This is a genomic window from Nocardia sp. NPDC059154 (assembly GCF_042755705.1).
Lineage (GTDB): Bacteria > Actinomycetota > Actinomycetes > Mycobacteriales > Mycobacteriaceae > Nocardia.
The window spans coordinates 1-25838 of sequence record NZ_JBHZCS010000045.1 but is presented as its reverse complement, the minus strand read 5'-3'; the positions used below and the strand labels follow the sequence as shown (position 1 = coordinate 25838).

Annotated in this window: 47 protein-coding genes and 1 tRNA gene; 46 read left to right on the top strand and 2 right to left on the bottom strand. The window is 66.8% G+C overall.

Annotated elements, in window-relative coordinates:
* Nucleotides 1-2 precede the first annotated feature (2 nt).
* Nucleotides 3-626, bottom strand: coding sequence for a uracil phosphoribosyltransferase (upp, locus tag ACFXN1_RS32535; protein ID WP_379440438.1), 624 nt, complete (start codon nucleotides 624-626; stop codon nucleotides 3-5).
* A gap of 139 nt (nucleotides 627-765) precedes the next feature.
* On the opposite strand from upp, the gene ACFXN1_RS32530 reads away from it, so the two are divergent.
* From ACFXN1_RS32530 to ACFXN1_RS32520, 3 genes are all read left to right on the top strand, one after another.
* Nucleotides 766-1083, top strand: coding sequence for a type VII secretion target (locus tag ACFXN1_RS32530; RefSeq protein WP_379440439.1), 318 nt, complete (start codon nucleotides 766-768; stop codon nucleotides 1081-1083).
* 94 nt (nucleotides 1084-1177) lie between these two features.
* On the top strand, nucleotides 1178-2254 hold the full coding sequence (locus ACFXN1_RS32525; RefSeq protein ID WP_379440441.1) for an NlpC/P60 family protein: 1077 nt from the start codon (nucleotides 1178-1180) through the stop codon (nucleotides 2252-2254).
* A 10-nt stretch (nucleotides 2255-2264) separates the two neighbouring features.
* On the top strand, nucleotides 2265-3728 hold the full coding sequence (locus ACFXN1_RS32520; protein WP_379463740.1) for a recombinase family protein: 1464 nt from the start codon (nucleotides 2265-2267) through the stop codon (nucleotides 3726-3728).
* Between the two features lie 644 nt (nucleotides 3729-4372).
* On the opposite strand, the gene ACFXN1_RS32515 is transcribed toward ACFXN1_RS32520, so the two are convergent.
* Entirely contained in the window at nucleotides 4373-4672 is a 300-nt protein-coding gene (locus ACFXN1_RS32515; protein WP_379441570.1) for a helix-turn-helix domain-containing protein, read from the bottom strand.
* Nucleotides 4673-4823: 151 nt separating this feature from the next.
* Between ACFXN1_RS32515 and ACFXN1_RS32510 the strand changes: the two genes are divergently transcribed.
* From ACFXN1_RS32510 to ACFXN1_RS32300, 43 genes are all read left to right on the top strand, one after another.
* On the top strand, nucleotides 4824-5087 hold the full coding sequence (locus ACFXN1_RS32510; RefSeq protein WP_379441569.1) for a helix-turn-helix domain-containing protein: 264 nt from the start codon (nucleotides 4824-4826) through the stop codon (nucleotides 5085-5087).
* Nucleotides 5084-5260 (top strand): hypothetical protein, encoded by a 177-nt coding sequence (locus tag ACFXN1_RS32505; RefSeq protein ID WP_379441567.1) that lies wholly within the window; start codon nucleotides 5084-5086, stop codon nucleotides 5258-5260. The genes ACFXN1_RS32510 and ACFXN1_RS32505 overlap by 4 nt, the downstream gene beginning before the upstream one ends.
* A 214-nt stretch (nucleotides 5261-5474) precedes the next feature.
* Nucleotides 5475-5597, top strand: coding sequence for a hypothetical protein (locus ACFXN1_RS32500; protein ID WP_379441566.1), 123 nt, complete (start codon nucleotides 5475-5477; stop codon nucleotides 5595-5597).
* Nucleotides 5594-5725: a hypothetical protein gene (locus ACFXN1_RS32495; RefSeq protein WP_379441565.1), complete on the top strand. Its 132-nt coding sequence runs from the start codon at nucleotides 5594-5596 to the stop codon at nucleotides 5723-5725. Before ACFXN1_RS32500 ends, ACFXN1_RS32495 begins: the two co-directional genes overlap by 4 nt.
* Nucleotides 5726-5804: 79 nt before the next feature.
* A complete protein-coding gene (locus ACFXN1_RS32490; protein ID WP_379441564.1) occupies nucleotides 5805-6086 on the top strand; it encodes a hypothetical protein in 282 nt (93 codons plus the stop codon).
* Between the two features lie 63 nt (nucleotides 6087-6149).
* Nucleotides 6150-6422 carry a hypothetical protein gene (locus tag ACFXN1_RS32485; RefSeq protein ID WP_379441563.1) on the top strand — a complete coding sequence of 91 codons (273 nt, stop codon included), beginning with the start codon at nucleotides 6150-6152 and terminating at the stop codon, nucleotides 6420-6422.
* Nucleotides 6419-6787: a hypothetical protein gene (locus tag ACFXN1_RS32480; protein ID WP_379441561.1), complete on the top strand. Its 369-nt coding sequence runs from the start codon at nucleotides 6419-6421 to the stop codon at nucleotides 6785-6787. Before ACFXN1_RS32485 ends, ACFXN1_RS32480 begins: the two co-directional genes overlap by 4 nt.
* A complete protein-coding gene (locus ACFXN1_RS32475) occupies nucleotides 6784-6969 on the top strand; it encodes a hypothetical protein (protein WP_379441560.1) in 186 nt (61 codons plus the stop codon). The genes ACFXN1_RS32480 and ACFXN1_RS32475 overlap by 4 nt, the downstream gene beginning before the upstream one ends.
* Nucleotides 6969-7472 carry a hypothetical protein gene (locus ACFXN1_RS32470; RefSeq protein WP_379441559.1) on the top strand — a complete coding sequence of 168 codons (504 nt, stop codon included), beginning with the start codon at nucleotides 6969-6971 and terminating at the stop codon, nucleotides 7470-7472. Before ACFXN1_RS32475 ends, ACFXN1_RS32470 begins: the two co-directional genes overlap by 1 nt.
* On the top strand, nucleotides 7469-8293 hold the full coding sequence (locus ACFXN1_RS32465) for a PD-(D/E)XK nuclease-like domain-containing protein (RefSeq protein ID WP_379441558.1): 825 nt from the start codon (nucleotides 7469-7471) through the stop codon (nucleotides 8291-8293). The genes ACFXN1_RS32470 and ACFXN1_RS32465 overlap by 4 nt, the downstream gene beginning before the upstream one ends.
* On the top strand, nucleotides 8290-9363 hold the full coding sequence (locus ACFXN1_RS32460) for a hypothetical protein (RefSeq protein WP_379441557.1): 1074 nt from the start codon (nucleotides 8290-8292) through the stop codon (nucleotides 9361-9363). Before ACFXN1_RS32465 ends, ACFXN1_RS32460 begins: the two co-directional genes overlap by 4 nt.
* Entirely contained in the window at nucleotides 9360-10004 is a 645-nt protein-coding gene (locus tag ACFXN1_RS32455; protein ID WP_379441555.1) for a hypothetical protein, read from the top strand. The genes ACFXN1_RS32460 and ACFXN1_RS32455 overlap by 4 nt, the downstream gene beginning before the upstream one ends.
* Nucleotides 10001-10420 carry a hypothetical protein gene (locus ACFXN1_RS32450; protein WP_379441554.1) on the top strand — a complete coding sequence of 140 codons (420 nt, stop codon included), beginning with the start codon at nucleotides 10001-10003 and terminating at the stop codon, nucleotides 10418-10420. The genes ACFXN1_RS32455 and ACFXN1_RS32450 overlap by 4 nt, the downstream gene beginning before the upstream one ends.
* Nucleotides 10420-10794 (top strand): hypothetical protein, encoded by a 375-nt coding sequence (locus tag ACFXN1_RS32445; RefSeq protein ID WP_379441553.1) that lies wholly within the window; start codon nucleotides 10420-10422, stop codon nucleotides 10792-10794. The genes ACFXN1_RS32450 and ACFXN1_RS32445 overlap by 1 nt, the downstream gene beginning before the upstream one ends.
* Nucleotides 10791-11639 carry a DUF2303 family protein gene (locus tag ACFXN1_RS32440; RefSeq protein WP_379441551.1) on the top strand — a complete coding sequence of 283 codons (849 nt, stop codon included), beginning with the start codon at nucleotides 10791-10793 and terminating at the stop codon, nucleotides 11637-11639. Before ACFXN1_RS32445 ends, ACFXN1_RS32440 begins: the two co-directional genes overlap by 4 nt.
* The gene (locus ACFXN1_RS32435) at nucleotides 11636-11899 is read left to right on the top strand and encodes a hypothetical protein (protein WP_379441550.1); all 264 of its coding nucleotides are present in this window, start codon (nucleotides 11636-11638) and stop codon (nucleotides 11897-11899) included. Before ACFXN1_RS32440 ends, ACFXN1_RS32435 begins: the two co-directional genes overlap by 4 nt.
* Entirely contained in the window at nucleotides 11899-12831 is a 933-nt protein-coding gene (locus ACFXN1_RS32430; protein WP_379441549.1) for a hypothetical protein, read from the top strand. The genes ACFXN1_RS32435 and ACFXN1_RS32430 overlap by 1 nt, the downstream gene beginning before the upstream one ends.
* Nucleotides 12828-13340: a hypothetical protein gene (locus ACFXN1_RS32425; protein ID WP_379441547.1), complete on the top strand. Its 513-nt coding sequence runs from the start codon at nucleotides 12828-12830 to the stop codon at nucleotides 13338-13340. Before ACFXN1_RS32430 ends, ACFXN1_RS32425 begins: the two co-directional genes overlap by 4 nt.
* Nucleotides 13333-13491: a hypothetical protein gene (locus ACFXN1_RS32420; protein WP_379441546.1), complete on the top strand. Its 159-nt coding sequence runs from the start codon at nucleotides 13333-13335 to the stop codon at nucleotides 13489-13491. The genes ACFXN1_RS32425 and ACFXN1_RS32420 overlap by 8 nt, the downstream gene beginning before the upstream one ends.
* Complete coding sequence (locus ACFXN1_RS32415; protein ID WP_379441545.1) at nucleotides 13484-13735, top strand: hypothetical protein; 252 nt, start codon at nucleotides 13484-13486, stop codon at nucleotides 13733-13735. Before ACFXN1_RS32420 ends, ACFXN1_RS32415 begins: the two co-directional genes overlap by 8 nt.
* Nucleotides 13728-14651 carry a hypothetical protein gene (locus ACFXN1_RS32410; protein ID WP_379441543.1) on the top strand — a complete coding sequence of 308 codons (924 nt, stop codon included), beginning with the start codon at nucleotides 13728-13730 and terminating at the stop codon, nucleotides 14649-14651. The genes ACFXN1_RS32415 and ACFXN1_RS32410 overlap by 8 nt, the downstream gene beginning before the upstream one ends.
* Entirely contained in the window at nucleotides 14644-15309 is a 666-nt protein-coding gene (locus ACFXN1_RS32405) for a hypothetical protein (RefSeq protein ID WP_379441542.1), read from the top strand. The genes ACFXN1_RS32410 and ACFXN1_RS32405 overlap by 8 nt, the downstream gene beginning before the upstream one ends.
* On the top strand, nucleotides 15297-15458 hold the full coding sequence (locus tag ACFXN1_RS32400) for a hypothetical protein (RefSeq protein WP_379441540.1): 162 nt from the start codon (nucleotides 15297-15299) through the stop codon (nucleotides 15456-15458). Before ACFXN1_RS32405 ends, ACFXN1_RS32400 begins: the two co-directional genes overlap by 13 nt.
* Nucleotides 15455-15694, top strand: coding sequence for a hypothetical protein (locus tag ACFXN1_RS32395; RefSeq protein ID WP_379441538.1), 240 nt, complete (start codon nucleotides 15455-15457; stop codon nucleotides 15692-15694). Before ACFXN1_RS32400 ends, ACFXN1_RS32395 begins: the two co-directional genes overlap by 4 nt.
* Nucleotides 15691-15915 (top strand): hypothetical protein, encoded by a 225-nt coding sequence (locus tag ACFXN1_RS32390; protein ID WP_379441537.1) that lies wholly within the window; start codon nucleotides 15691-15693, stop codon nucleotides 15913-15915. Before ACFXN1_RS32395 ends, ACFXN1_RS32390 begins: the two co-directional genes overlap by 4 nt.
* Nucleotides 15899-16186, top strand: a complete 288-nt coding sequence (locus ACFXN1_RS32385) for a hypothetical protein (protein WP_379441535.1) — start codon at nucleotides 15899-15901, stop codon at nucleotides 16184-16186. Before ACFXN1_RS32390 ends, ACFXN1_RS32385 begins: the two co-directional genes overlap by 17 nt.
* The gene (locus ACFXN1_RS32380) at nucleotides 16183-16341 is read left to right on the top strand and encodes a hypothetical protein (protein ID WP_379441534.1); all 159 of its coding nucleotides are present in this window, start codon (nucleotides 16183-16185) and stop codon (nucleotides 16339-16341) included. The genes ACFXN1_RS32385 and ACFXN1_RS32380 overlap by 4 nt, the downstream gene beginning before the upstream one ends.
* Nucleotides 16342-16530: 189 nt before the next feature.
* On the top strand, nucleotides 16531-16815 hold the full coding sequence (locus ACFXN1_RS32375) for a hypothetical protein (protein ID WP_379441532.1): 285 nt from the start codon (nucleotides 16531-16533) through the stop codon (nucleotides 16813-16815).
* Nucleotides 16812-17225: a RusA family crossover junction endodeoxyribonuclease gene (locus tag ACFXN1_RS32370; RefSeq protein ID WP_379441531.1), complete on the top strand. Its 414-nt coding sequence runs from the start codon at nucleotides 16812-16814 to the stop codon at nucleotides 17223-17225. The genes ACFXN1_RS32375 and ACFXN1_RS32370 overlap by 4 nt, the downstream gene beginning before the upstream one ends.
* An 82-nt stretch (nucleotides 17226-17307) precedes the next feature.
* The gene (locus ACFXN1_RS32365; protein WP_379441529.1) at nucleotides 17308-17463 is read left to right on the top strand and encodes a hypothetical protein; all 156 of its coding nucleotides are present in this window, start codon (nucleotides 17308-17310) and stop codon (nucleotides 17461-17463) included.
* Nucleotides 17460-18734, top strand: a complete 1275-nt coding sequence (locus ACFXN1_RS32360) for a hypothetical protein (RefSeq protein WP_379441528.1) — start codon at nucleotides 17460-17462, stop codon at nucleotides 18732-18734. The genes ACFXN1_RS32365 and ACFXN1_RS32360 overlap by 4 nt, the downstream gene beginning before the upstream one ends.
* Entirely contained in the window at nucleotides 18731-19021 is a 291-nt protein-coding gene (locus ACFXN1_RS32355) for a hypothetical protein (protein WP_379441527.1), read from the top strand. The genes ACFXN1_RS32360 and ACFXN1_RS32355 overlap by 4 nt, the downstream gene beginning before the upstream one ends.
* Nucleotides 19018-19296 carry a hypothetical protein gene (locus ACFXN1_RS32350; protein WP_379441525.1) on the top strand — a complete coding sequence of 93 codons (279 nt, stop codon included), beginning with the start codon at nucleotides 19018-19020 and terminating at the stop codon, nucleotides 19294-19296. The genes ACFXN1_RS32355 and ACFXN1_RS32350 overlap by 4 nt, the downstream gene beginning before the upstream one ends.
* Before the next feature lie 575 nt (nucleotides 19297-19871).
* Nucleotides 19872-21434 (top strand): TROVE domain-containing protein, encoded by a 1563-nt coding sequence (locus ACFXN1_RS32345; RefSeq protein WP_379441524.1) that lies wholly within the window; start codon nucleotides 19872-19874, stop codon nucleotides 21432-21434.
* A gap of 141 nt (nucleotides 21435-21575) precedes the next feature.
* Nucleotides 21576-21649: transfer RNA gene (locus ACFXN1_RS32340), tRNA-Met, on the top strand.
* Between the two features lie 354 nt (nucleotides 21650-22003).
* A complete protein-coding gene (locus tag ACFXN1_RS32335) occupies nucleotides 22004-22387 on the top strand; it encodes a hypothetical protein (protein ID WP_379441523.1) in 384 nt (127 codons plus the stop codon).
* A complete protein-coding gene (locus tag ACFXN1_RS32330) occupies nucleotides 22384-22764 on the top strand; it encodes a hypothetical protein (protein WP_379441521.1) in 381 nt (126 codons plus the stop codon). The genes ACFXN1_RS32335 and ACFXN1_RS32330 overlap by 4 nt, the downstream gene beginning before the upstream one ends.
* 29 nt (nucleotides 22765-22793) lie before the next feature.
* Nucleotides 22794-23039 carry a hypothetical protein gene (locus ACFXN1_RS32325; protein ID WP_379441520.1) on the top strand — a complete coding sequence of 82 codons (246 nt, stop codon included), beginning with the start codon at nucleotides 22794-22796 and terminating at the stop codon, nucleotides 23037-23039.
* A gap of 3 nt (nucleotides 23040-23042) precedes the next feature.
* Nucleotides 23043-23387, top strand: coding sequence for a hypothetical protein (locus ACFXN1_RS32320; protein ID WP_379441519.1), 345 nt, complete (start codon nucleotides 23043-23045; stop codon nucleotides 23385-23387).
* A 124-nt stretch (nucleotides 23388-23511) separates the two neighbouring features.
* Nucleotides 23512-23751, top strand: coding sequence for a hypothetical protein (locus tag ACFXN1_RS32315; protein WP_379441518.1), 240 nt, complete (start codon nucleotides 23512-23514; stop codon nucleotides 23749-23751).
* Complete coding sequence (locus ACFXN1_RS32310; RefSeq protein WP_379441517.1) at nucleotides 23751-23942, top strand: hypothetical protein; 192 nt, start codon at nucleotides 23751-23753, stop codon at nucleotides 23940-23942. The genes ACFXN1_RS32315 and ACFXN1_RS32310 overlap by 1 nt, the downstream gene beginning before the upstream one ends.
* A gap of 57 nt (nucleotides 23943-23999) precedes the next feature.
* Nucleotides 24000-24422, top strand: coding sequence for a hypothetical protein (locus tag ACFXN1_RS32305; protein ID WP_379441515.1), 423 nt, complete (start codon nucleotides 24000-24002; stop codon nucleotides 24420-24422).
* A partial coding sequence (locus ACFXN1_RS32300) for a terminase (RefSeq protein WP_379463739.1) occupies nucleotides 24403-25838 on the top strand: 1436 nt, incomplete at its 3' end. The genes ACFXN1_RS32305 and ACFXN1_RS32300, both read left to right, overlap by 20 nt.

Here is a 25838-nt window from a genome sequence, read left to right as displayed (position 1 = left end):
GTTCAGCGCGGGCCGAATTGGCGGTCGCCGGCGTCGCCGAGACCGGGGACGATGTAGGCGTCGGAGTTGAGTCCGCGGTCCACCGAGGCGGTGACCAGGCGCACGGGGTGACCCGATTTCTCCAGGGCGGCAATGCCTTCCGGTGCAGCGACCACGCACAGCACGGTGATGTCGCGAGCATTGCGGGTGGCCAGCAGGTCCAGGGTGTAGACCATGGAGCCGCCGGTGGCGAGCATGGGGTCGAGCACCATGACCGGGGTGCCGGACAGGTCGTCGGGTAGCGACTCCATGTACGGGGTCGGCTGATGCGTCTCCTCGTCGCGGGCCAGGCCGACGAACCCGATCCGAGCGTCCGGAATCAGGTTCTCCGCGGTCTCCACCATGCCCAGCCCCGCGCGCAGCACCGGAACCAGCAATGGCGGAGCATTCAGCCGCGTCCCCTCCGCGGCGGCCACCGGCGTGGCGATCGGGAATCGCTCCACCGGGGCGTCCCGCAGGGCCTCATAGACCAGAATCCCGGTCAGGTCCCGGAGCGCGGCCCGGAATGTCGGATTGGTCGTCCGGGCATCTCGCATGGTGGTCAGCAAGGCGGCAGCGAGCGGATGGTCCACGACGAGTGTGCGCATACGAAAACCATAGGTCAGCACCGCCGTCCGCGATCCCCGCCCACCGGAATTCTTCCGCCCCGGGAACCGCCCGGCCCCGCCCCGCGTCCAACCCCGTGCAGCAGACATCCATCCCGCGACCGGCATGAAGGGGGCATTCATGCACCGCCTCTCGATCCATCCCGACGGCCTCACCGCCTATGCGACGACCACCACCGTCCTCGCCGCAGACCTCGCGGCCGCCGCCGCGCATGCCGCCACCGCCGCCCCCGAACTACTCGTGCCCGCCTTCGGCCTCATCGGCACCGACTTCCTCACCGCCTACGCCGCGGCGCACGGCACCCACGTGACCACTCTCGACGAGGTCTCGACGGCCCTCGCCGCCACGAGCGTCACCACCGCCACCGCCACGGCCGCCTACACCGACCACGACAGCGCGTACGCCGCGACGCTGGGCACCGTCGGCGCGGAGCCGTGACAGCCGCACCCGAGATCCGCTGGGCGGCAAGGCGATGCGGCGGGGTGGATCGAAAGATGTTGCAGCGCGGGAGGACTCGGGCGGGAGTGGGCGGATGAGCGGGGAGCCGGCGGCCGGGGCGCTGGCGGAGCCGATCGTCGAGTTGCTGCGCAGCTTCGGGTCCGGATCCCCCGGGGCCGCCGAGGTGCTGCGGGAGACGTCGGCTGCTGTGGAGCAGGTTCACGCCGAGAGCCGGGCGAGTGTCGACCGGATGTCCGACGCGTGGCGGGGGCGGGCCGGTGATGCGGCCGTGGACGAGGCGCTGCGGGTGCAGACCTCGGCCGCCATGGCGGCGGAGCGGGGGCGGGCCATGGCGGCGATCGTGGAGCGGGCGGATGCGGAGGTCGCCGCCGGGCGGCGGGAGGTGGAGGAGATTCTGCGATCGTTCACGGTGGAGGTCGAGGCGATGGGTGCGGCCGGGTTCACCGTGGGTGGGGTCGCGGCCCTGGTGGAGTCGGCGATCGATCACATCGGGCAGGCCATGCGGGTGGTCGAGCGGGTGCGGGCCGAACTGGATTCGGAGACTGCGCTCATGGCGGAGTTGGCGCTACCTGTCCCGGCGCCCGGCCAGGTGACACCCGGGTCGTCCGGACCGGGCGATGCGGTGGTCGTACCGGCGGCGAGCGTGCCGATGGACAGTGTGGCGCCGCAGGCAGGGACGAGCCTCGCGGCCGCCGGGGGCGTGGTCGCGGCGGCCGGGGACACGCTGCTCGGGTCCGGGCTCTCGCCGGGCGGCCTGCACACCAGCCCGGCGTCGGTGACGATGCCGAAGACGCCTGATCGCGGCCATGATTCGACGGTTACGCGGCCGCAAGGGGGTGGGGTACGGGTGACGCTGCCGGATGGGAGCACCGTCGAAGCGCCGAATCAGCAGGCGGCGGATGCGGTTCGGAATGCGTTGAGTGCGGTGGGGACGCCGTATGTGTGGGGTGGGGAGACGCCCGGCGCAGGGATGGACTGCAGCGGTCTGACCCAGTGGGCCTATGCGCAGGCGGGTGTCTCGCTGCCGCGGCTGGCGCAGGAGCAGGGGTACGGGCACCAGCGGGTCGGTCCAGGGGACTTGATGCCCGGCGATCTTGCGGTCTGGGACGGCCACGTCGCGATTGTCACCTGTCGATACAGGTACTGTTAAAATCCTCCGTATGTCTGGCCATTCACGCAGGTCACCGGTAGAAATCATTCGGGCAATCATCTACGCGCGCGTGTCGAAGGACGACGGGAAGCGTGGGCGCAGCGTGGCGGAGCAGGAAGCATCCTGCACCGCGGACTGCGAATACGAGGGGTGGACGATCGCGGCCGTCCTGACCGACAACGACCGCGGAGCGTCTCGGCACTCGAGGCGCGATCGCGAGCAGTTTCAGACGCTGCCGACGATCCTGAAGCGCGGCGACGTCCTCGTGGTGTGGGAGCCCTCGCGAATCACGCGTGACATGAAGGAGTTCGGGGCATTTTGCGACCTGTGCGCCGAGCGCGGCGTGCTGCTGTACTACGACTCGCGCCTATGGGACCTCAACGATGATGACGACCGGAACAGGGTGTGGCAGGACATCCTCGATGGCGCGAAGCAGGCTGGCAAGACGCGCAAGCGAGTCCTGCGGGCCCTGGACGCGAACCTCACCGACGGCAAGCCGCACGGTAAGACGCCGCCCGGCTACAGAATTCGGTACGAGGGCGGTCGGGCGATCGGCAGGGAAGTCATTCCAGCGCAGCAGGCGGTATTGAAGACCGCTGCGCGACGGGTTCTGAACGAGGGGCCGTCGGTATCGCTTCGCGCCGTCAGCAAGGAGCTTGCCGAGCAGTGGAAGATGGCCGGCGGTAGTGGAAGATTCGAGCCGAGGGACGTCAGGCGGTTCCTGATCAGCCCAACAACATTCGGATACCGCGCTCACGACAACCAGATCGCGCGCAAGGGGACGTGGGATCCGATTCTCGATCCCGAGTGGTATCGGCCGTTGTGCGCGATCCTCAATGATCCGGGTCGGTTGATGCACCGAGGCAACGAACCGATGTGGCTGCTGACCTACCTCGCCAAGTGCGGTGCCTGCCTGGAGTTGGGCGAGCCCGGGGTCATCGGCCGCAAGGGCTTGGATGAGAGGTGCAAGACGGAAACCTACACGTGCCGAAAATACGGACATGTGAGGCGCAATATGAAGCGAGTCGACGACCATGTCGAGGAGCTGCTGTTGCAGTTGCTGGAGGCCCCGGATGCGCTGGCGAAGCTGACCGCCAGCGAAGACGAGGACCAAGTCTCGATCGACGATGAGCTGGCGACGATCGATCGTGTGCGCGCCGAGATCAAGGCGTACATAAAGCAGGCCGCCAAGACGCGCATGTCGGCGCTGGCGATGTCCACCTATGTCGAGGAGCTGGAATCGGAGATCGCCGAGGCGCAGGCGAGGATCGACGCGATGACCAATGCGGTCGATCCGGTACTCCGCGATATCGTCGGCCCGCACGCGCGGCGCAAGTGGACTGCCTACACGATTCCGCAGCGGCGGGAAGTCATTCGGCGGGCGATGACAGTCACCATCCAGCAGGTCGATCGTCGTGGCCGCTTCAGCGACCTGGGCGTATCCGTAGAGCCCGTCCCGCAATTCATGATTTAACCAAACGACCAATTCCTAATCATCCTGAGCGATTGTGCACATTCCACCCGGGGAATTGTGCAATTCTTCACTTGGCATAATTCGTCAGGTGGCACAAGATGTCAGCGTGTCGCTGCGGTTTACATGGAAATCCAGGGAATATAATGCGGCGCTCGATAGGATTCCGCGTTATTCGGCAAACTTACTGTTACATCGCGTTTTACATAGCTCGCAAGTTGCGCGGATCACGATGTCTTGGCCATCGAAAGTTCGATCTTGGAACGCTTGTGATCGATTGTTCAAAGCGCTAATATTCGGCTAGCTTTGAATTTGCAGGATCGCACTGCAGGCAATTGGCACGCTCCCCCAACTCCCTCCCGAGTGGGGGGCGCTTGCACTTGGTAAATGCGGGAGCATGTGTGGGAACGATGGGCATTGATGTCGCAAGGGGCGTGGCCGCGCATCGCGGCTGCCCAAATGGCATATGGGGCGCTCGGCTAGTTGGGAATATTAGCCGGGTCGGCGGCATTCCTCAGCGCGAATCCGTGAGCGATCCGATGACACGAGGGAGCGCAGAAGAGTTTCCGCCGAGCCGCCCCAGTGCGGAGCTGTCTCGGATCGCTATCGCTGCCGGGCGCAGAGGGATGACGATGGACGAACTCGGACTATTGCTCGATGCCAAGCTCATCCTGTAGTGCCTTCACGAGATCGCTGGGCATGATGCCTACGGCCTTGTAGATCTTGACCATATGCTGCATCGTGATCGGTCGGTCGCCACTCTCCAGGCGGCCGACCGTTTTTTTATTCATGCCGATGAGCTCGGCGAGCTTCTCTTGGCTCAATCCGCGCCGAACGCGCTGCGCTCGTAGCTCGAGCCCGAGCACCTTGTCTACGCGCTTGGCTTCGGCGTCGTCGCTGCCCTCGGGCCCGTTTCCGGTCTCGGCGCTGGAGTCTGTGGTGTCCATACGCTCCATTTTGGGGACCGAACTAGGCCCATGGCAACCCCTTCGGTCCCCTCGGCCATTCGTTCGACGTTAACCAGATGGTGACCGAACTGGGATCTTTGGAGACCAAGCTCGGTTGAAAAGGTACCGAACTTGGTCTAGCGTGGCTCGCATGGACACCGCGAGTCGGGCAGCAGCCGAAACGGTCCGTACCGCCATCTGGCGGGCGCGCACCACACAGACGGCGGTTGCTGCTGCCATTTCAATGTCATCCACCACCTGGCGGCGGCGGATCTCCGGCAAGAGCTCGTTCAGTCTGTCCAACCTGGTTGCCATCGCTGGGGCTCTCAAGATCGACCCGGTGCAACTCGTCAACGAGGTGATGGAGCGAGCGTTGCAACTCGACGACGACGAGGCGATGGAGCAAGCCTCGTGAGCCGTCCCGAACGGCCAGCCGTAGATCCCGCGATGCAGGCATGGATCGACGAGCAGAAGAAGAAGTTCAAGCCCGGAGACCTGGACGACGCGATCCGCCTCATGCGCGGCTATGCGCGAACCGAGCGTGAGCGGGCTCGCACCGCGCCGCAGCTGACCGCCCGCACTGCCTAACAGAGTTCCGCCATGGCTTCCATCGACGCCATCGCGGGCCGCGTGGCCGCTGAGGACTCCCCATCTCCCCCCCCGGCCGCGCACCGTTCCCAAATCCCTACGCAGACAGAGAGATAGCGATGGACTTGCTCACCTGGATTTGCTCGCTGATCCACCCGGCCCCGCGGCCGATCCCGGAACCCCTGCCCCTTCCCCTGCACACCCCGATCGGATCGTGGCCGATCGGAGCTGGCGCGTGACCGGCGCGCTGGTCTTCGTCGCCGCCTGGTCGCTGCTGTTCGCGGCAGTGAGTCCGCTGCTGCGCCGCGCGATCTTGGCGGGCAGGCGGCCGCGATGAATCACCCTCGCCCGCATCATGTTCCGGACACGGCCGCCATCCTCGGCTGGGACTTCATCGCGCTGCTCATCGTGGGCGGCGGAGTCCTCACGGGCATGTGGCTGAACTGCTGGGGAGCGGCGCTGTGATCGACTGGCTCTGCGTCGCAATCGTTGCCATCGCCCTGGGCCTCGCTGCCCTCATCGTCGCGTCCGTTGGTGGTCGGCGATGAGCACCCACACCCCCTGGTACGTCGCCTACGAGGCCGACGTCGAGGCGCACGGACTGCTGCATCGGCCGCTGACCGCGCTGCCACTTCCGGAACCCCTCGAGCCCGAAGAGTATGCGCTCGTCGCCGACATCGTCGACACCAGCGCGGCCATGGCCGGCCAAATCCTCGTGCCGCGCGTGATCAGGAATATCACCGGCGCTGTCCTGCAGCTGCTCGGCATCAAGTCGCCCACCGGCGGGGCGAACACCTCGCCGACGGGCGACCCCATCAACCCCTGAAATGAAGCATCCCGCGAGTTCCTACCTCGCGGGATGCATTCCAGAGATGCAAAGGAATGCTACATGGGCAAGCATCACGCACCGGGCAACCGCTGGTGGCCACGGCGGCGGCGCGCCGACATCGCCGCGCAAACCGAGGACCAGGCGCGCCGCGCCGCGGCCGAAGCGGTGACCGACCGGCACACCATCTATGACGAGCGGAACGAGAGGTACGTCGCCGCGAGCGCCGGGCGGCAGTCGCTCGTTCGCGGCGGCACGCTGAAGTCCGACTTCACGGATCCGGCCTGGACGGGCCGCGCCGGGCTGGCCGACGAGCGCCAGGCGGTGACCCAGTGACGCAGACACCGATCACCGTGGACGGCTACGCATTCGAGTCGGCTGTCGAGAATGCCGTCTCCGACTTCATGAATGCGCTCGCACCGGACGCGCCGCGCCTGAATTGGAACTTTCAGATCTCCGCGGAATACATCGAGCTGATCGCATTGGTCAGCGCCCACCGCCACGATGACCCGCGGGCCGTCGCCGAGTGGTGGGCCGCCCTGCTGGGCCTCGACGGCGACGAAACCGTGAGCGGTCGGCGCAGGCTGACCGGCCGCCTCGACGGCATGAACATCGACACCAAGGTCAAGATCTGGTACATCACCGACCGGCCCGAGTTCGATGCCGCCGGTGCGCGGTTCCTCCAGGCGGTGGGCCTGTGAGCCGCCGATTGAACGCGGCTGCATCGCTCGCCGAGCCCAACGACCTGATCAGCGACGCTGCCGTGTGTGAACGCTGCAGCGGCACCGGCGAATTGAGCCGCGGGCGCATGTGCCCGGACTGCGATGGCGTCGGCCTCATCGGCGACGACCCGTGGGCCGACGACGAAATGCAGGCGCTGTGATGGCCCTGACCGAACGCCTGATGCACTACCAGGAAGAACCACTGACCCTCGACCGCTCGCGCGTCTACACGCAGCGCGACCGGGGGATATTCACCAAGCCCGTCGGCTTCTGGGTGTCCGTCGAGGGAGACACCGACTGGCCCACCTGGTGCCGGAGCCAAGAGTTCAGGGTCGACACCCTCGCGGTCGCGCACGAAGTGCGGCTGCGCGAGTCGGCCAACATCCGAATCGTCACCTCCGTCGCCGAGATCGACCGCTTCCACGACGAGTTCGCTGCGCCCTCGGATTTCAACATCCGCATGGGCTACGGCAAGAGCTACTGGGGCATCGACTGGCCGACCGTCGTGCAGCGCTACGACGGCGTCATCATCACCCCGCACCTGTGGGAGCGTCATCACAGCCTCGACTGGTACTACGGGTGGGATTGCGCGTCGGGGTGCATCTGGAACCTGGATGCGATCGAGTCCGTGACGGTCACCGCCGAGGCGGTGATGCAGTCGTGACCGCCCCGACCGAGCCGGGTTTCTACGCCGGCGTTCCCGAGGACGTCTACCACAGCGACCGCGCCTCTATCTCCTCGTCGCAGCTACGCCGTCTGCTCGCGGTGACTCCGTACCGGTGGCGGCACGAGCGTGACAACCCGAAACCGCCGTCGGGAGAGATGGAATTCGGCACCGCGGTACACACGATCGCGTTCGAGGTCGGCGCGCAGCCGGTGAACAGCGGCCACCAGCTCTGGAACTCGAAAGAGGCCAAGAAGCGCGTCGCCGAGATCCGCGCCGCGGGTGGTATCCCGATGCGGCCCCGTGAATTCGAGGCCGCGCACACCGCCGCGAACAACCTGCGAGCACACCCCGAGGTAGCGCGGCTGCTCGCCTCGGGGCAATCCGAATTGTCTGCGTGGGCGCGCGACCCTGAGACCGGCGTCATGCTGCGTGTCCGTGCCGACCGGGTGCATTGGACGGGTCCGACAGCCGCGGTGATCGGCGACGGCAAAACGTCGAGCGAGCCGGGCCCTGACGAATTCATGTGGAGCGTAGACAAATTCGGCTACCACCGGCAGCAGGCGCTCTATCAGAAGGTGTTCGCGCTACTGGGGATCCGCACAGCGTTCATGTTCCTCGTCGTCTGCACCGATCCGCCATACGAGACGTACGTCGTCGAGCTGCCCGACCGGGCCGTCGAACTCGGTGAGCGCGACAACGCGCGCGCACTCGCCATCTATGCCCACTGCCTCGCCACCGGCGAATGGCCCACCCACCACCTCGGCATCCACGAAAGAGATCTGCCCGCACGGGCATACAAGCGGGAGGAATACCTGTGACAACAGAAGTAGCGACCACCACCGACGACCAGTTCGTGCCCACGCTCGGGTCGGGATTCGGCGACCCGCTCGGCGCGGTCACCGTCTATCTCGACGTGATCGACACCGCATACAACCTGGCCGAGAAGCTGTGCCGCACACCGCTGGCCGGACCCGTGTACCGGGGCAAGCCCGCTGACGCGGCCGTGGCGATCCTGTATGGCGCGGAGATCGGCCTGAACCCCATCCAGTCGTTACAGCAGATTTTCACCGTGCACGGCACGCCGGCCATCTACGCCCGGACCATGGTCGCAATGCTCAAGCGGCGCGGGTACCGATTCCACACCGTCGAATCGACCGGCACCGTGGCCACCGTCACCGGCACAGCGCCCGGCGGCGACACCGAAACGAGCACCTGGACGATCGAACGCGCCATCCAGGCCGGATACGTCCCTCGGATCGACGAGAAGACCGGCAAGTACGCACTCAACGCCAACGGCAAGCTCGACGGGAACATGAAGTACCTGACCGACCCGGCGAACATGCTCTACGCCAAGGCCGCCGCCGAGGTCTGCCGCCGCCTCGCCCCCGACGTGCTGCTCGGTATCTCGCGTACGTCCGAGGATCTCGAATCCGAGCCCGCGCCCGCGCCGGTGCGCGTCGCATCCGAGCGGATCTCGACGGGCGACGTCCTGGGCGATGCTGCCCCGCCGCCCGTAGTCGTCGAATGGGTCGACGACCGGGCGGCCGAAGCGCCCTCAGATTCGAGCGCGAAACCGGAACCTGCGCAGGTCGATACGCCTGCCGAACCTGAGCAGCCGAAGCGGCCTCGCACCACGCGGAAGGCCGACAAGCCCGCTGCGCCGAACCTGATCACGGCCGAGCAGTCGGAGAAGATCGGCGAGCTCATGACCAAGCTCAAGGTCACCGACGAGGCCCAGCAGCGCGACTTCGCGTCGATGATCCTGCAAAAGCCGGTCCCGGACCCCAGCAAGCTCACCATCGAAGAGGGCGAGATCCTCATCGCCGAGCTCATCGAGACGCTCGCCGCGGAGCAGGCGAAGGCCGCGGCCGAAGGCGGTGCCCAGTGAGCACGCCGATCGTCTTCCTGGACACCGAAACCACTGGCCTGCACGCCGGCCGCCGACCGTGGGAGATCGGCATGATCCGGCGCGACGGCGACGAGCAGCGCGAGATCACCCTCTACGTGTCCGATGTGGAACTCGCCAACGCTGAGCTGATCGGCCTGAACATCGGAGGTTTCCACGAGCGGCATCCGCTGTATCGCAAGGAGATCGGCGGAGCGTTCGACGCTGAGTACGAGTCGGACGACGTCGTCGATCCGTCCGAAGCGGACGCTCTGCTCAAGGTCGACGAGGCGTTGTACCCCGAGCAGCGCGCCGCCGTGATCGTCGAGCGGTGGACGCGCGGCGCGCACATCGTCGGGGCCTGCCCGAACTTCGATACCGAGACGTTGGCGGCGATGCTGTGGCGCCATGACCTGTGCCCGGCGTGGCACTACCACCTCCTGGATGTCGAGGTGATGGCCATGGGTTGGCTTGCGGCCCTGGGCGAAACGGTCGACTTGCCGTGCAAGTCCGACGACCTTTCGCGGATGTGCGGCGTCGAGCCGCCGAGCAAGAGCGAGCGGCACACCGCCATGGGCGACGCCCGCTGGGTCCGGCGCTGGTACGACCGGATCACCAGCGCGGCCGTAGGCGGTGCGGAATGAGCACCGACAACATTCCGAACGGCCTGCCGAGCGCGCTCCACCTTCTCAAGGCAATACGCGACATCGGACAGCAAGCCGCGGAGCGTGGCTTGCTCACCGACGACGCCGGTGTCGTCGCCCTGCGCGACGCGCAGGCTCATCTGTCCAATGGCGCGATGCCGCATGGCCTGCTCGCGATCGTCGACGAGCTCGGCCAGATCGAGAAGCGACTCGGGCAGATCGTCGACGCGCTCCCCGCCGGCCTGGGCCTCCTCGAGCGGCTGGCCGCAGCCATGGAACTCGGGGACGTCATCAACGCCATGATCGCCGGTTTCGGCTACCCGTCCGGCTCGCTCCATGAGACCGACGCGCACGCCCGGATCCGCGGCCTGATCGCCGAAATCGTCTCACCCGCAACCGAACCCAAGGAGTCGTGATGTCCGAGCCTGAGCCCACCACCGATGAGCCCGTGATTCGGCCGATCGTCGATTTCATCGCCGAGCTGCGCCGTGGCGCGGTCGCCAACGAGATGTCCGAGGCGATGCACGAGCTGATCGCCGCCGTGCAGGACACCCGCAAGCCCGGCTCGATCACGCTCACGATCAAGGCCAGCATCCAGAAAAACCACAGCGCCCTGTCGATCGCCGACGTCGTCACCAAGAAGATCCCGACCCGGCCGCGCCCCGAGTCGCTGTGGTTCGTCGACGCCAACGGCAACCCCACCCGCAGCGACCCCTCGCAACTCGAATTCGAGGGCATCCGCGTCGTCCCGTCCAACCCCATCACCATCGGAAAGGCCAAGAAGGCATGAGCACCAACAACATCGACCGCACCGAGACCGACGCCGCCGCTGAAATCGCCCTGGACTCCATGCGGTTCAACCAGGACTGGCACCCGAACGGCAGCAAGGTGCACGTCAACATCCTGCGCGACGGCGAACGCGTCGCCGCCATCTCCCACGAGAAGCACGCCTTCGAGCCGTACCGGGCCCGCGGCGAGTCGACCGTGTCCGACGTCGCCAGCTTCGCCACCCTGCTCGGGATGGCGGAGCACCACGGCTCGGTGATCTTCGCCAACGAAGGCGCCGCCCGACTGACCGCTGTCGTCAACTTCCACGGCTGGCGCGATCACCGAGTCGCGTTGCAGCTCACCCCCTCCGAGCAGCTGCGCCGCTGGACACAGACGAGCGGAAAGCTGCTCAAGCAGGGCGAGTTCATCGAGTTCATCGAAGACAACTACGCCGACATCACCGACCCGACCGCGGCCGACATGCTGGAACTCGCCCAAAGTTTCCAGGCCACACGGGAACTCGAGTTCGATGCCCGGATCCAGCGCACCTCCGGCGCCGTCCGATTCCGGTACCACGAGGACGTTCAGGCCAAGGCGGGCGCGTCCGGCGAGATCGAGGTGCCCGAGACTTTCGTTCTCGGCCTGCCGATCTGGCGCGGTGGACAGAAGATCGAGCTGTCCGCCGCCCTGCGCTACCGCATCGGCCGTGAAGGCCTGCAGCTCGGGTTCAAGGTGCTCGCCCTCGACGAGGTGGTCCGCGACGCGTTCGCCTCGGCGGTCACCGTGGTCGCCGAGCAGCTCGACGCCGACCACGGGCACACCATCGTCTACGGCCCGGCACCGGACCAGGTCACCGCCCTGGCATGAGCGACAGCAATGTCGTGGCAGGGCCGCGTCCTGGCAGCAGCCGGGCCGCGGCCCTGCCCGCCCGCGCGGTGACACCGCCGCGCCCTATTCCTCACCGCTACCGGGTCGGCACGCACGGCCCGGTTGTGCTCATGGACTGCCGGGAATGCCGCACCCCCTGGGCGCCCGATGTCGAGGTGCCCCGAGACCGGCTGTGCCGCAACTGCCGCCGCGACGCCGACGAGGCGACGCCGGCGCTTTTCGAGATTGGGGGCACGTGATGCCTTGGTTCAAAACCGACGACGGGTTCTCGAATTCGCGCGAAGTGCTTCGGATCCCGCGTAAGTACCGCGCGGCAGCGGTCGGCGTCTACCTGCTCGCGGGTACGTGGTGCTCGAAGGAACTCACTGACGGATTCGTTCCCGACTACGTGCTGCCTGAGCTGTGCGGCACCGCGGCCATCGCCGCCCGCCTCGTCGAGGCTGGCCTCTGGGAAGTCGTCGACGGCGGCTGGCAGTTCACGAACTGGGCAAAGAACCAGCCCACAGCGGCAGTCGTGATCGCCGAGCGTGAGCGGGAAGCCGAGCGCAAACGCGCCTATCGCGAGGTGAAGAAGAACCAGGCCGCTGCGAAGTCGGCTCAGTCCGAAGATGTCCCGAACGTGTCCCACGGGACGGCCGAAGATGTCCCGGAAATGTCCCACGGGACAGACGCGGGTGTCCCGGACGTGTCCGGCCTACCCGACCCGACCCGACCCGACCCGACCCGACCCGACCCAAGTATTACGTCGGCGAAAACGCCGACCCCGCCGCCCCGCGACGACGTCGAAGCCCTGTGCACCCGCCTCCACGAGCGGATCACCACCAACGGCTCGAAGGCCGTCATCACCGCCAAATGGCGCACCGACGCGCGGCTGCTACTCGACCGCGACGGCCGCGACCTCGACAAAGCGTTGAACCTCATCGACTGGTGCCAGCGAGATCCGTTCTGGCACAAGAACATCCTGTCGATGACCAAGTTCCGCGAAAAGTACGACCAGCTGCGGCTCAACGCCCTCGACGAGCACCAGCGCCGCACGCCCACCGTCACACCGCTCGGGCCCTCCAGCGCCGACCAGAAGGTCCAGGGCTACCTCGACATCGCTACCCGCCTCACCAGCAGTCCGCCACAGCCACAGCCGCAACTCGACCCGATGAGGGAGCTACTCGCATGATCAGCGACTACGACATGCAGACCGCCGGGAAAGTCCTGGCCAAATGCGCCAGCAACGACCCGTGGTTCCCCAAAGGCGGCGAATCCACCGTGCTCGCCTGGGCCGAGGTGTTCGCCGACTCCGGGCTCTCGCGTGAGGATCTGCTCGCTGGTGTCACCCGCGCCTACCGCCTCGCCCCCGAAGGCTTCAAACCGCTGCCCGCCTCGATCGTGCGCCACTCCCGCGACGCCTACTTCGAGTCCCTGAAGTCGCTGCCCGAGGAGAACCGCCGCCTGATGGACACCGTCAACGAAGCGTTGCAGGACATGGGCTTCGCACCACCAGACGCGCACCGGTTTTCGCGCCACGTCGCCCTCGGCCGCACGCCCGGCGTCGAGCTCACCGAGCAGCAGCTCACCGAGCTCCGCACGAAGGTCGCCGACCGCCAGGCCCTCGAAGCCGAACCGAGTCGACCGCTCGGCCTCGGCGGAATCGTCAAGACCGTCAACGAGGTACTCGCCGATGCGTGACCGGACCGGCGACGAGCTCGACGAGGCGCCCGCCCCGCACGACCCGCGCTGCGTCGACAAGTGGATCGACCGCGACGGCGACAACCCGCAGCCCTGCCTGACCTGCAAACCCCACCTGCGCCCGAAATTCGAACGGAGACACCATGCCTGACCCCATCCCCGACACCGCCCAGCCGCCGACCGACACCGCGCTGCGGGTTGTCGAGACCGTCGAGGAACTGGACGCGCTCCCGGACCGGTCGATCATCTGCACACGGCTCGGCACAGCGGCCCAGAAAGACGAGGAGGCATGGGAATTCCCGAACGAGGTCGGCCAGATCCTCAGTGAGGATCTCGCAGGAGACCTGCCCGTCACCGTGCTGTGGCAGCCGGAGGAGGCCAAGACCGATGTCTGACCCACTCGACCTGCTGACCGTCGACCTCGCCGACGCCAGGCGAGAGCCAGGCGAGAGCGGCGACGGCGCGGACGAGCGCGAGGTCGCCGCGAGCCTTCTCGAATCGGGCTGGCGTCCACCCGCCCGCGTCATCGCGACCGCCGCGATCGCGAACGAGCCCACCGGCACCGTTCTCCGGTCCGCGCACGGCGACATCGCCTCTGTGGACCACGGCGGGTCTGGCGAGTGGCGCGGCCACAACACCAAGGTTCATTTCCTCGACTTCGCGGAGCCTTGGTGGGAGTTCGTCATGCACTTGCCGGACGGCCAGTGGTCTGTGCTGTGGCAGCCGGAGCCGGAAATCGAGTCGCTCCCTGCGGACCGCCCGGAGGTCGACCACCGCGCCCGGCTCATCGAAGCCTTCAACCCGTTCCACACCGTCGACAAGGGGAGACCAACAATGGCGCAGCCTGAAGGACACCCGACCACACTGGTCCCCCCGCTGATGCCGGAGTACTTCGCGCCCAGCATCGATGTCGATATCGCCGCCACCATCGCCCAGGCGGTCGTCGAGCAGCTCGACAAACTGGCCGGCCCGAAGGTGATCAACGAGGCGCGGGCGTACGCGGAGCAGACGTTGATCGAGATGGAGCATCACCGCGACCGCGCAATGGATTTCGAGCGCCGGGCCGAGCACTGGGCAAAAACCGCCGAACGGTACCGCGCCCGCATCACCGAGCTGGAGGCCAAGCTGGAGAAGCGCCGCATCGCCCTGGTCGCCGCCGAGGAAGAACTGCAGCAGGTGCAGGGTCTGCTGTCCCCGAACGGCTTCCCCCGCCGCATCCCGCCCGATGTGGACATCCGGGAAAGCGTCGTGCCAGCGGTGGAATGGCTGCTGTCCCGCGTCGTGGATCTGGAGGCGGCAGCCAATGCCTGACATCACCGAAGACTTCGTGCCGCGCCGCCCAGGGACATGCGGCTACGGCTCCTGCGACAACGGGCCGCGCTGCGACGGTATCCACCGATGCCGCTGTGGCGGACTGGTCGATGCGCCCGCGAACGGGTGCGAATGGCACTCACGGCCTGTCCGCGCTACCGATCAGCAGATCAATGACTGGGAAGCCTGGTTCGACGAATGCGGAGTCAGCGCCGTCACGGGGGCGATCCTCGCCGCGCTGCGGGCGGAACGCATCCATGTCGCCAACCTGCTGCAGGTCCTTGACACCGATGCCGTGTGGAGGTCGCGGCGCGCGTTGGAGGAGTACGTGAAGATTCTCGAAGGCGAACGCGCCCTCCTGAAGCAGAAGGCCAACGCCCCGGAGCAGCTCGACGCCCTGCAGCGCCTGCAGCGCCTGCTCGGCTGGCGCTGCATGGCGACAACCAGCGGCGCGAACTTCTTCACAATCGACGACCATCGCGCCGTCTGGTGCACGCTGCCGAACGGGCACGCCGGTTGGCATCAGGGCGAGATCGAGAACAAGGTGCTGACCGGCATCGCGGACGTCATGAAAACCAGGCGCTCCGAGGTGAATTGGTCAGATGTTCAAGAACCGGCCCGGCAGCCGGAGGACGGAGAGTCGACATGTGGGTCGTGATCTTCGGTGTCTGCACCGCCATCGCCGCCAATGACGCTGTAACGCACCACGTCCCGGCCGACTGGGTATGGGCCACCTTCTGGGGAATCCTCACGCTCTTGGAGCTGATCAACTACATCCGGAGAAATCCGAAAGCGGGCGACCGATGAGCCTGTACTGCGAGCTGCAGGTCAACGGGGAACGGATCGGTGCCGTCCGTGCCGTCCGCGTGGCGGGCCAAGATGGCACATACCCCGACGACGTGAACGCCTACGACGCCACCGTGGTCGACGAGGACCACACCACCCTGTGGCGAGGCCGCGTGTGGCACCGATACGGCGACGGCGCATGGGGTCTCGTCACCGCAGCCACCAACGCGATGCGGGCGGAGGCGAGCAGCCGATGAGCGTGGTCGAGGAGTTGTGTCCACTCGACGAAGACATGCCCAAGGCGTGGTGTGCGCACTGCCGCGAACAGGACCTGCCGAAACCCGAACCGCTGGACTGGTTTCCGTCGCGCTTCGGCGGCCGCTGCCCACTGTGCTCCAAGCCCATCGAAGCCGGGGACGACATCGCGTCCACCGAGGACGGCTACATCTGCCGGAGGCGACATGACGACCAGTACTGACCACACCCCCGCCGAAATCCGGGCCCGCGCTGTCGACCGTGTCGCCGCGGCCGTGCACAGCCTCTACTCGGGCAGCACCACACCGTTCGATCAAGCTGCCGCGCTCGACCAGCAGGCCGCCCGCACCATCGCCGAGGCGTACGTCGACGCCCTCGGCGACATGCAGCCCACCGCGATCGAAGAGCAGCACCTCGCGCACGGCCGACACCGCAAGCGCTACGTCACCGACTGGCACGAGACCCTCGACGCCTGGCGGAAGGACATCGAATGACCCGCGAACAGGTCGAAACCGAGGCAATCTGCACACGCTCGCTGCGCACCGACGGTCGGCATTACTGGGAACGCGCTGGCGACGATCCGTTCCTCACCTGTGCGTATTGCTGGCGGTTGGGAGACGCCGCCACAGGAAAGGTGGCGTCGCTGTGACCCGCTCACGCGCCAGCGCACGCGGCCAATGTTCCGAGTGCCTCGGAACTTTCACGCTGAAGCGCGACGGCACGGTCTATCCGCACTACGCCGCCGTCTATCAGGAGCCCGAGCCAGACGTGCAGATGAAGCGCTGCGCGGGCGCGAATCAGTTGCCGCGCACCAAGAGACCACTGTGGAGGTAACCGAATGAGCATTTGCGAACACTGCGGCGCGAACTCCTGGGCCGTGGAGATGGCCGACCGCTACCAAGATCGGTCCGAACGACTGCAACGCGAATACGAGCGTCAGGCGGCCGATCACGCGGTACAAGCTGCGCAATGGCGAGTGAAAGAGCTCCACCACGCGGAGGCGCACCACGGCTTTCAGCGCAAGGTTGCCAAGCAGCGCCGCACCATTCTCCGGCTGGAGGCCAAGCTTCGAAAACTCGGCGTGCCGCCATACGCCAAGAACACCGAGGATGTGACCGGGTGATCCGCGCCGAGGTGGTCCCGCCGTTGTTCGTGCCCGGTGACGCGGCGCCGCAGGGCAGCAAGCGGCACGTCGGTGGCGGCCGCATGGTCGAGTCGTCGAAATCGGTCGGACCCTGGCGGGCGCGCGTCGCCCTGGCTGCCCACGACCGCGGATGGATACCGACCACCGACGCGGTTCACGTGCACCTGACGTTCATCCGCCCGCGCCCGGCCAGCACGCCCAAGCGGCGCACACCGCCAGCGGTCAAGAAGCCCGACATCGACAAGCTCGCCCGCGCAGTGCTCGACGCGCTGACCGGAATCGCGTTCGCCGACGACTCGCAAGTCGTGCTGTTGCAGGCCCACAAGGTGATCGCCGAGATCGGGCAGACCCCGGGAGTCCTGATCACCGTCACACCGATCGGAGAGTGATGCCCGGTTATATCAGCGGCCAACCGCTTATAAGTGCCGCCGGACCCGATATCCCTGAATCGAATTTCACGGAGGTGTGACCATGGGACTGTTCCACATTCACCGCTGGACCAGCTGGGAGCGGATCGAGATCCGGGTGGTGGCGAGCCTCGACGGACACATCGCGGAAGGCAAACGGGCCAAACAGGAACGCCATTGCAGCACCTGCGGCCGGATCCAGCGCGCGGACATCTCGTGACCGTGACCGACATCCTGTGCACGGAATGTGACCGGCCTGTTGGGGACGGGCTGACACTGTGCACGGTCTGCGGTGAACGGCTCGTCGCCGAACTGCTCGGCGTGCCCGGCCTGCTCGCCGACCTCCAGACCGCTCGCGCCGGTCAGGCCCGCATCGCCACAGGCCGCGAGGGCGGACGGTCAGCCGAGGCCCCGCTGCCGATCAAGGACACCACCAACGAGGAACGCGGACGCGGCCTGCACCTGCTCGGTGACCAACCGGCCCTCGCCCTGCAGACCGCCCTGCACGGGTGGGCGCGTGTGCTCGCCGAGCACCTCGCGGTCGAGATCCCGATCGACAGCCGCGCCCTGGTCGTCCTCGCCACCAACGCCCGCATATTCCGCCGCGGCACGATCGACGCGCCGTTCATCGTCCACAACGACAAGGTCCGTCACGGGAAGCGCGTGCGCGAGGCCCGCATCGGCCACCGCAGCGCAGCACACCTGACCACACCGACACAGGAAGTCGAACGGCTGGCGATGTGGCTCGCCTGCCACCCGCACGAGCTCCGCGGCCTCGAAGCAGCGCGGGAGATGCTCACCGACATCACCGGGGCCTGCGCCGCGCTGCGCCGCGCCATCGACCGGCCGGCCGACCTGCTGCCGCTCGGCCCGTGCTCGGCCGAGCTCGCTGACGGCAGCAGCTGCGGATACGAGCTGCGGGCCGACCGCGAAGCCACATGGGTGCGCTGCCGCCGCTGCCGCAGCCAGCACGAAGTCCGAGAGCTGCAACGCAAGGCGGCCGATGGCATCGAGGACCAGCTGTACACGCTGCCGCAGCTGCGTCGCATCCTGCCCGCCCTCGGCACACCGGTCGGCAAGACAACGCTGTACCGCTGGGCGCAAGAACGGCGGATCGAGCCACGCGGCTGGCAGCACGGCAACCGCATCACCGACCACCAAATCAGCGACGACGACCGGCAGGTCTACAGACTCGGCGACGTCCGAGCGCTGGCCCGCCGAGACGAGGGAGACACCATGACCGGCACGTTCACCACCGTGATCTGGCACGATCGGCACTCGGGCACGTATCCGTACCTGTTCACCGACCGCGCCGTGGCGGAAGCGTGGGCGCGCGAACAGGCCCGCGAGTACGACCGGCACGGCGACTACTCCGAGGAGACATACCCGGACGGCGAACTGCGCATCACCTACAGCAGCGAAAACGACAGACTGCGGGTGATCGACGTGGTGGCGGATGCCGAGGTACTCAAGGAAGGATCAGCAGCATGAGCGCATGGGAATACTGGGACAAGGCTGAGGCGCTCATGGCCGAGTATCGGTTCCTCTCTGCCGGTGAACTCGCGGACGAGCTGGTCGACGCGGGCTACATCCTGACTGCCAACCGCGACGCGGTCGCGGAGGAGATCGCCAAGCACGATGCCGTCTACTGCCGAGAGGACTATGACGCGGACTGTAAGTGCGGCAAGTGGCTTGAGGACGACGAGTATGAGTGGCCCGATCACATGGGTGATGTGCTCGACCAGTGGATCACTGAAGCTGGAGGATCAAACCCATGAGAAACCCACTGTCATTGGCGGTCGTCGACGGCACCGTCACGTTCACCGACGCGTACGGCTACACCCACACGGCCACTGGTATCGATCTCCAGCCGGGCGATGTGGTCAGCGCCCAGATGGGCGGAGATGGCCTCTGGTTCGTTGTCGAGCGCGACGGCGAGACGCAGCGGCATCCGCTGCGGCGAGACGGCGCACCGCACTTCACGGAATTGAAGTCGACGTGGGTATGGGCCAATCCGTTTCTGCCCGATGCCGGCTCGAGATTGTCGGTGTAACCAGGTAGCCTGACTGCCGTCATCAAACAGCTGGTCCGCTGTGAATCGACGGCGGGAGCCGGTCCGGAATCCTCATCCCGGACCGGCTTTCGTCGTTTCCGGGGTGCGATCAGGATCACTGACCGGCGCATCCACAAACGGTTTGGCTCTGGTCTGGCTCTCGAGTACGGTCGAGGTACTTCCGGTGCGGAAGTCCGGGGTTCCTTCATTGCTGGTATGAAAAAGACACCTCGGACGCTTATTTCTCGGGAGCACAAACTTCAGAGTGTCTATCGCCCGGTGCGTAGGTGGGAGCTACTTCCCTCTTCAAAGGGGTAACGCGGGTTCGAATCCCGCCGGGAGGCTCGCCTCTCGTCGTCTAGCGGCCTAGGACACCAACGTTTCTTCCACCGTCTCTTTCTCGGGCGATAGACACCTCGCGTCAGGGCCTGGTGCGATGACGGTGGATACTTCTATGGTTGAGACTCCTCCGGGAGTTGCGGGTTCAAACCCCGCGCGTGCCACCGTCGCTTCTTTCTCAGGCCCTTCACGCACACTCTGAACGCCGTGCCCCCTTGCTGACGAAGGGGATAGACGTGGCAAAGTTCAACACTGCCTCGGTGCGCGCTGTCGCGCACGGGCCCATCCGGACCGATTCCACCGCGACCGGCACCACCCACCAGGGCGGACCGGGTTTCGCGCGTGACGAGAAGTCCGAACTCTTCCTCCTGGCCGTCACCAACATGGTCGGTGAGGACACCTTCTACGAGGCTGCGGGCCAACGCGATTCGCGATTCTCGACCCTGGTCCGCCAGGTCGCGCTCGCCGATCTCGATTGGCTCACCCGCTTCGCCCGCTGGCTGCGCAGCGAAGCGAACATGCGCTCCGCATCGCTCGTGCTGGCGGCCGAGGCAGCGAAGGCAAGCGTCGACGCCGGGCAGACCGGTAGTCGCGCGATTGTCGACGCGGTTCTTCAGCGCGCCGACGAGCCCGGCGAGATGCTGTCGTACTGGATCAGCCACTACGGCAAGAAGATCCCGAAGCCGGTCAAGCGCGGCATCGCCGACGCCGCGGCGCGCCTGTACAACGAGAAGTCGTACCTGAAGTGGGACAGCGATTCTCGCGGTATTCGATTCGCTGACGTCATCCAGCTGGCGCACGTCCAGCCGAAGGGTGAGTGGCAGTCGGCGCTGTTCAAGTACGCCATCGAGCAGCGGCTCGGTGTGGATGGACGGGAGATCTACAGCCAGCTGGCCACACTCCGCGCACACGCTGGGTTCCGCTCGCTGAACAGCGCTGATATCGACGTGCTGGCCGAGAACGGTGGGCTCGCAAGCGTCATCGACTCTGCTGGCGTCACCTGGGAGGCGCTGTCATCGTTCGGCGCATGGACGGCGAAGCGTTGGGAGGCCGTGATCCCGGCCATGGGCTATATGGCGTGCCTCAGGAATTTGAGGAATTTCGACCAGGCCGGCGTCTCCGATGAGGTCGCCGCGAAGGTCGCTGCGCGCCTGTCGGATCCGGAGCAGGTGGCGAAGTCGCGGCAGCTGCCGATGCGGTTCCTGTCCGCGTACCGGGCCGCGCCGTCGCTGCGCTGGTCGTACCCGCTGGAGAAGGCACTCGACGCCGCGGTGTCGAACGTGCCCGAGCTGCGCGGGCGGACGCTGATCCTGATCGACACCTCGGGGTCGATGCACGCTGGATTCAGCAAGGACGGCACCCTGATGCGGTGGGATGCGGCCACGATCTTCGGTCTCGCCCTCGCACGCCGATGCGCACACGCTGACGTGATCTCCTACTCGAACCACGGCCTGCGCTTCCCGCTGCAGACGGGGGAGTCGCTGCTGAAGTCGCTGGAGCGCTGGAAGTCTGGCGGCTACTTCCTCAACGGTGGCACGCAGACCGCCGCCGCTGTGAAGGCTGGATTCGACCGGCACGATCGGGTCGTGATCCTGACCGACGAGCAGACCGCTTGGGGTGGCGATCCCGGATCCGCTATGCCGCAGCAGGTCCCGCTGTACACGTGGAATCTCGCGGGCTACAAGCTCGGCCACGCCGCGGGCGGCCCGAACCGACACACCTTCGGTGGTCTCTCGGACAGTGCGTTCGCGATGATTCCGCTGCTGGAACGCGGCAAGGACTGCGACTGGCCCTTCTAGACCCACTGCGATACCCGCAGGCGCACTGCTAGCGAAAACCCGCAGGTCATGTACAGTGGGACTCGAAACCGCTGCTGACAACCCGACCCCAAAATCGGTTGAGCAGCGGTTTTTTCGTGCCTATGCACAGGTTATCCACATAGCGGAGTAGAGCAGCTCGGTAGCTCGGTGCGCTCATAACGCACAGGTCATCGGTTCAAATCCGATCTCCGCCACTATGCAGCGCGTCAACCGGTCCCAGATCTGTCCCGGCAAGCGCATCCAACGAGCACCCTGCCCCAGCGCACGGCCTACCCGGCGCGCTGGCCGCACACTCCGCAATCCCGGCTCAAAGCACCCGGGAGATGTTGCTGCGCGCTGCATTTCACCCATCTCACCGCAAAGGAGAACACCATGATCGACCTCATCCTGAACACCCTGCTCACCGTCTCCCACCTGTTCATCTCGGCATCGGCGTAGGTGATCGACATGGGCGCAATCGGATCCATCCTCTGGAACATCATCAGCTGGGACGACTTCGCCGTCCTCCGCCTCGCGGCCGGCCTGCTCGGACTGTGACAACCGAACAAGTGAGCAGCGGGAAACCACACCGCACTGGAGTCGGCGCACCGCTGCTCACCGCGTTCGACCGCTGGTTCGCCAGCGCGGCCGGCGTCTGGCAAACCTTCGCCGTCACCGTCGTAATCGTCATCCTCGAGCGCGTTTTCCCACACGTCGACCCCAACGGGTTCTGGCTCCTCTACGTCCTGACGATCTACTCCGGCATCACACAGCCCGCACTCGCACACGTCGGCGCCACAGCCAACAAGATGCTGCACGAGGTGCTCGCCGAGCTGCGCGCCGACTCCGGCGAAGACCTCGCCGTCGACCAAGAAACCAACGCGCTCGTGAAACGCATCGCCGAACGCCTGGACATCACCGAAGCAGAACCCCCGAAAGGCAGCCAGTCATGACCGTGCAGGTCGACACCCCGCAGATCTCGCTCAACGCGCCGTCGATGCTCGTCACCGGCATCTCGGCCGCCGCCAGCGCGCTCACCCTCACCGTGCCCGCGCCCAACAACGCGACGCTGGCCGTCTCTCGGCAGTCCGTGATCACCGGAATCGTGTTGTCCGCCAGCGGCGCAGCGTCCGGCGTCATCACCGTCACCATCGCCGACGGCGCGACCACCATCCTGCAGCTCGACCTGCAGCTCGCCATCGCAACCCCGGTGACCATCCCGCTGCCGGCCGATATCGCCATCACCCTCGGCAACGCCGCCACCGTCACCGTCTCCGCCGGCGCCACCAGCTGCGTCGTCAAGGGCACCGTCTCCTACACGTACGTCTGACCGCGAGAGGCACAACCGCAATGAGCACCGTGACCGAGCTTGACACCCGAGACCTGATCATCGCGCCCAGCCGCGAGGTCGGCCTCAAGTACGCCGAGCGCAACAGCATCGGCGACCCGCTGATCGTGACCCGCGACTACCGGCTCGCAGGAATCTCGCTGGAATCGCACCGCCTCCACATGCTGGCACCGTTCAATCCCGGTGTGCTCGACCGGCTGTGCGAGCTGGCCGGAGTCGCTGGCCAGCCGCTCGAATCGTTCTACGCCGAGGTCTGACCCGTGCCCTGGCACACCAGCGACCGCCGGAAACGACTGCCAGCCAACTGGAGTGCACTCCGCGCAGCGCGCCTCAAACTCGATGGTCACCGGTGCACGTGGATCGACCGCGGCGAGCGGTGCACCGAGCCCGCCACCGACGTCGACCACCGCCAGGCCATGACCGACGACAACCGCATCGAGGCACTCCGCTCGCTCTGCCGCGACCACCACGCCCGCAAGAGCTCCGCCGAAGGCCACCGGGCCAGCGCGGCGCAGCGGAAGGCTCAGCAGGCACGGCTGCGGCTGCCCGTCGCGCCCCATCCCGGCCAAAAGCGCCGTGACCTGCGGAAACAGGGTGGGGGGTGACCCCCGATCGGCCCCAAGAGCACCGCTACGCGATAGCGCCTCGGGTCCTGTACGGGTTCCAGGGCCGAGCGACCGACCCGCAACCGCGCCGACTGCCGGCGCCGACCGCCCCGAAGGAGACACCATGACCCACCACGACCCGAAGTCGACCGCGGACATCGACAACCGCTTCGACTTCCACCCCGCCACCACCGAGGAGAAGCGCGGCGAGCACGGCAGCGTCCGGGCGGCGTGCCGAGAGCTGGCGCACCAGTTCGACCGCGACCTGCCGCCGGGCCGCGAGAAGGCCCTCGCCATCACGCAGCTCGAGCAGGCCATGTTCTGGGCCAACGCGGCCATCGCGCGGCACACCGAGAAGTCCTGATGCCCGAAGCGGAAGTCGCCCGGATCGTTGTGCGCCGGTACTTCGACGCTGATGGCGCGCAGCAGATCGACGTTGAAGCCGTGGATGCCACGGGCGACGATCTCACGCTGCTGGAGGCGCTGGGATTGCTCGAAATCGCGAAGGTCGAACTTGCCGCGAACGCCGTCCTGTCCATGACTCGCGACCCCTAGCCGCTGTCAACGCTTTCCCTGCGCCCTGGAGGCGCTCGCCCGACCCTGGAGGTCACGATGCCTGGCCCACTACCGAAGCCGCCGTCGCAGCGTCGCCGGCGGAATGCCCCGAAGTCCTACGGCGAGGCCATTCCGACGGAGGCCACGGCCGCCGTGGAGGCCCCGACGCTCGGGTTCCGCGCTCACAAGCTGGTGCGCGAGTTCTACGCGGTCCTTCGGGACAGCGTTGAGGCGCAGTACTACTCGCCCGCCGATTGGCATCGTGTCCGGATGGAGCTGTTTTTCCTGAACAGCCTGCTGGAGGCGGACCGGATCGGTGCGCAGGCGTGGGCGGCGGTGCAGGCCGGTCTGACCGAGCTGCTGGTGTCGCCTGCGGCGAAGCGGCGGCTCGGGATCGAGATGCGGCGCGCCGAGGTCGACGAGGACGAGGACGCCGCGGTGGCGGATCTGGCCGAGTTCCGTGCCCGTCTCGGCAGCTGACCGTCTGGTTACGCTGCCGGAGGAGATTCCGAAGCTCACGCTCGGCTGGGAGGCCGTGAAGTGGGCGAGTAAGTTCCTGAAGCAGCCGAATGGCCCTCGGGCGGGTGAGCGGTACCGTCCGATCGAGTCTCAGATTCGGTTCTGGCTGCACTGGTACGCGGTCAATCCGGATGGCAGCTGGGTGTATCACCATGGTGCTCGGCGGCTGGCGAAGGGCAGCGGCAAATCGCCGTTCGCGGGTGTGCATTCGCTGGTCGAGTTCTGTGCTCCGGTGCGGTTGAAGGACTTCGACCCGAAGGCGCCCGGCGGTTGTGTCGGCCGGTCGGTGGCGATGCCGCTGGTGCAGATCGCGGCCACCTCGGAATCGCAGACCGCGAACACGATGCGTATGGTGCGCGCGCTGGCCACCAAGGGTTCGCGGGTGGTGCGCGATCACCAGCTCGACCCGGGGCGCACGCGATACAACATGATTCCCGAGGGATCGCTCGAGGTGATCACCTCCAGTGCGCACAGCGCTGAGGGTGGCGAGGCCACGCACATCACCGCCGACGAGACGGAGTGGTGGCTGCCCGGCAATGGTGGCCCGACGCTGATGTCGACGCTGCAGGACAACTTGACCAAGTCCGGTAACCGGCTGCTGGAGACGTGCAACGCGTGGCTGCCGGGTGCCGGCAGTGTGGCCGAGGCGACCTGGGATGCATGGGTTGACCAGGAGGACAACGGGTCAACCTCTGGCTCGCTGATCCTCTACGACGCGCGGATCGCGCCCCCGGACACCGACATGGCCGACGACGAGAGCCTGCGGCGCGCACTGGAACACGTGTACGGCGACTGCTGGTGGGTGGATGTCCGGCCGATCATGGTCCGGATCTGGGACAAGCGGGCGAAGGCCGACGAAAGCAAGCGGAAGTACCTGAACTGGCCGACGGCGCCGGAGGACGCCTGGGCGGATCCGCAGCAGTGGGCGGCGATGGCGGCCGGCACGAACGGGAACCCGCCGCGGCCGCTGGTCGACGGCGAGGCGATCGTCATGTTCTTCGACGGTTCCAAGACCCGCGACGGCACGGCGTTGATCGGCTGCTGCGTATCCGACGGGCATGTGTTCACCCTCGGCGTGTGGGAGCCGCCGAAGAAGTCGCACGGCGGCAAGACGATGTCGGACGAGACCTGGACGGTTCCTGTCGAGGAGGTCGACGCCACCGTCGAGCACGCGTGGGAACGGTTCAAGGTGGTCGCGTTCTGGGCGGACGTCCGCGAATGGGAGTCATTCGCGAAAATCACCTGGCCGCAGCGGTACCGGGACCGGATCGACGAGAAACTCTGGGCGGTGCCCGGCGGTAAGAGTCCCGAGCCGATCGCCTGGGACATGCGCTCGCACTCGTATCAGTTCGAGCTCGGCGCCGAGCTGGTCGAGGC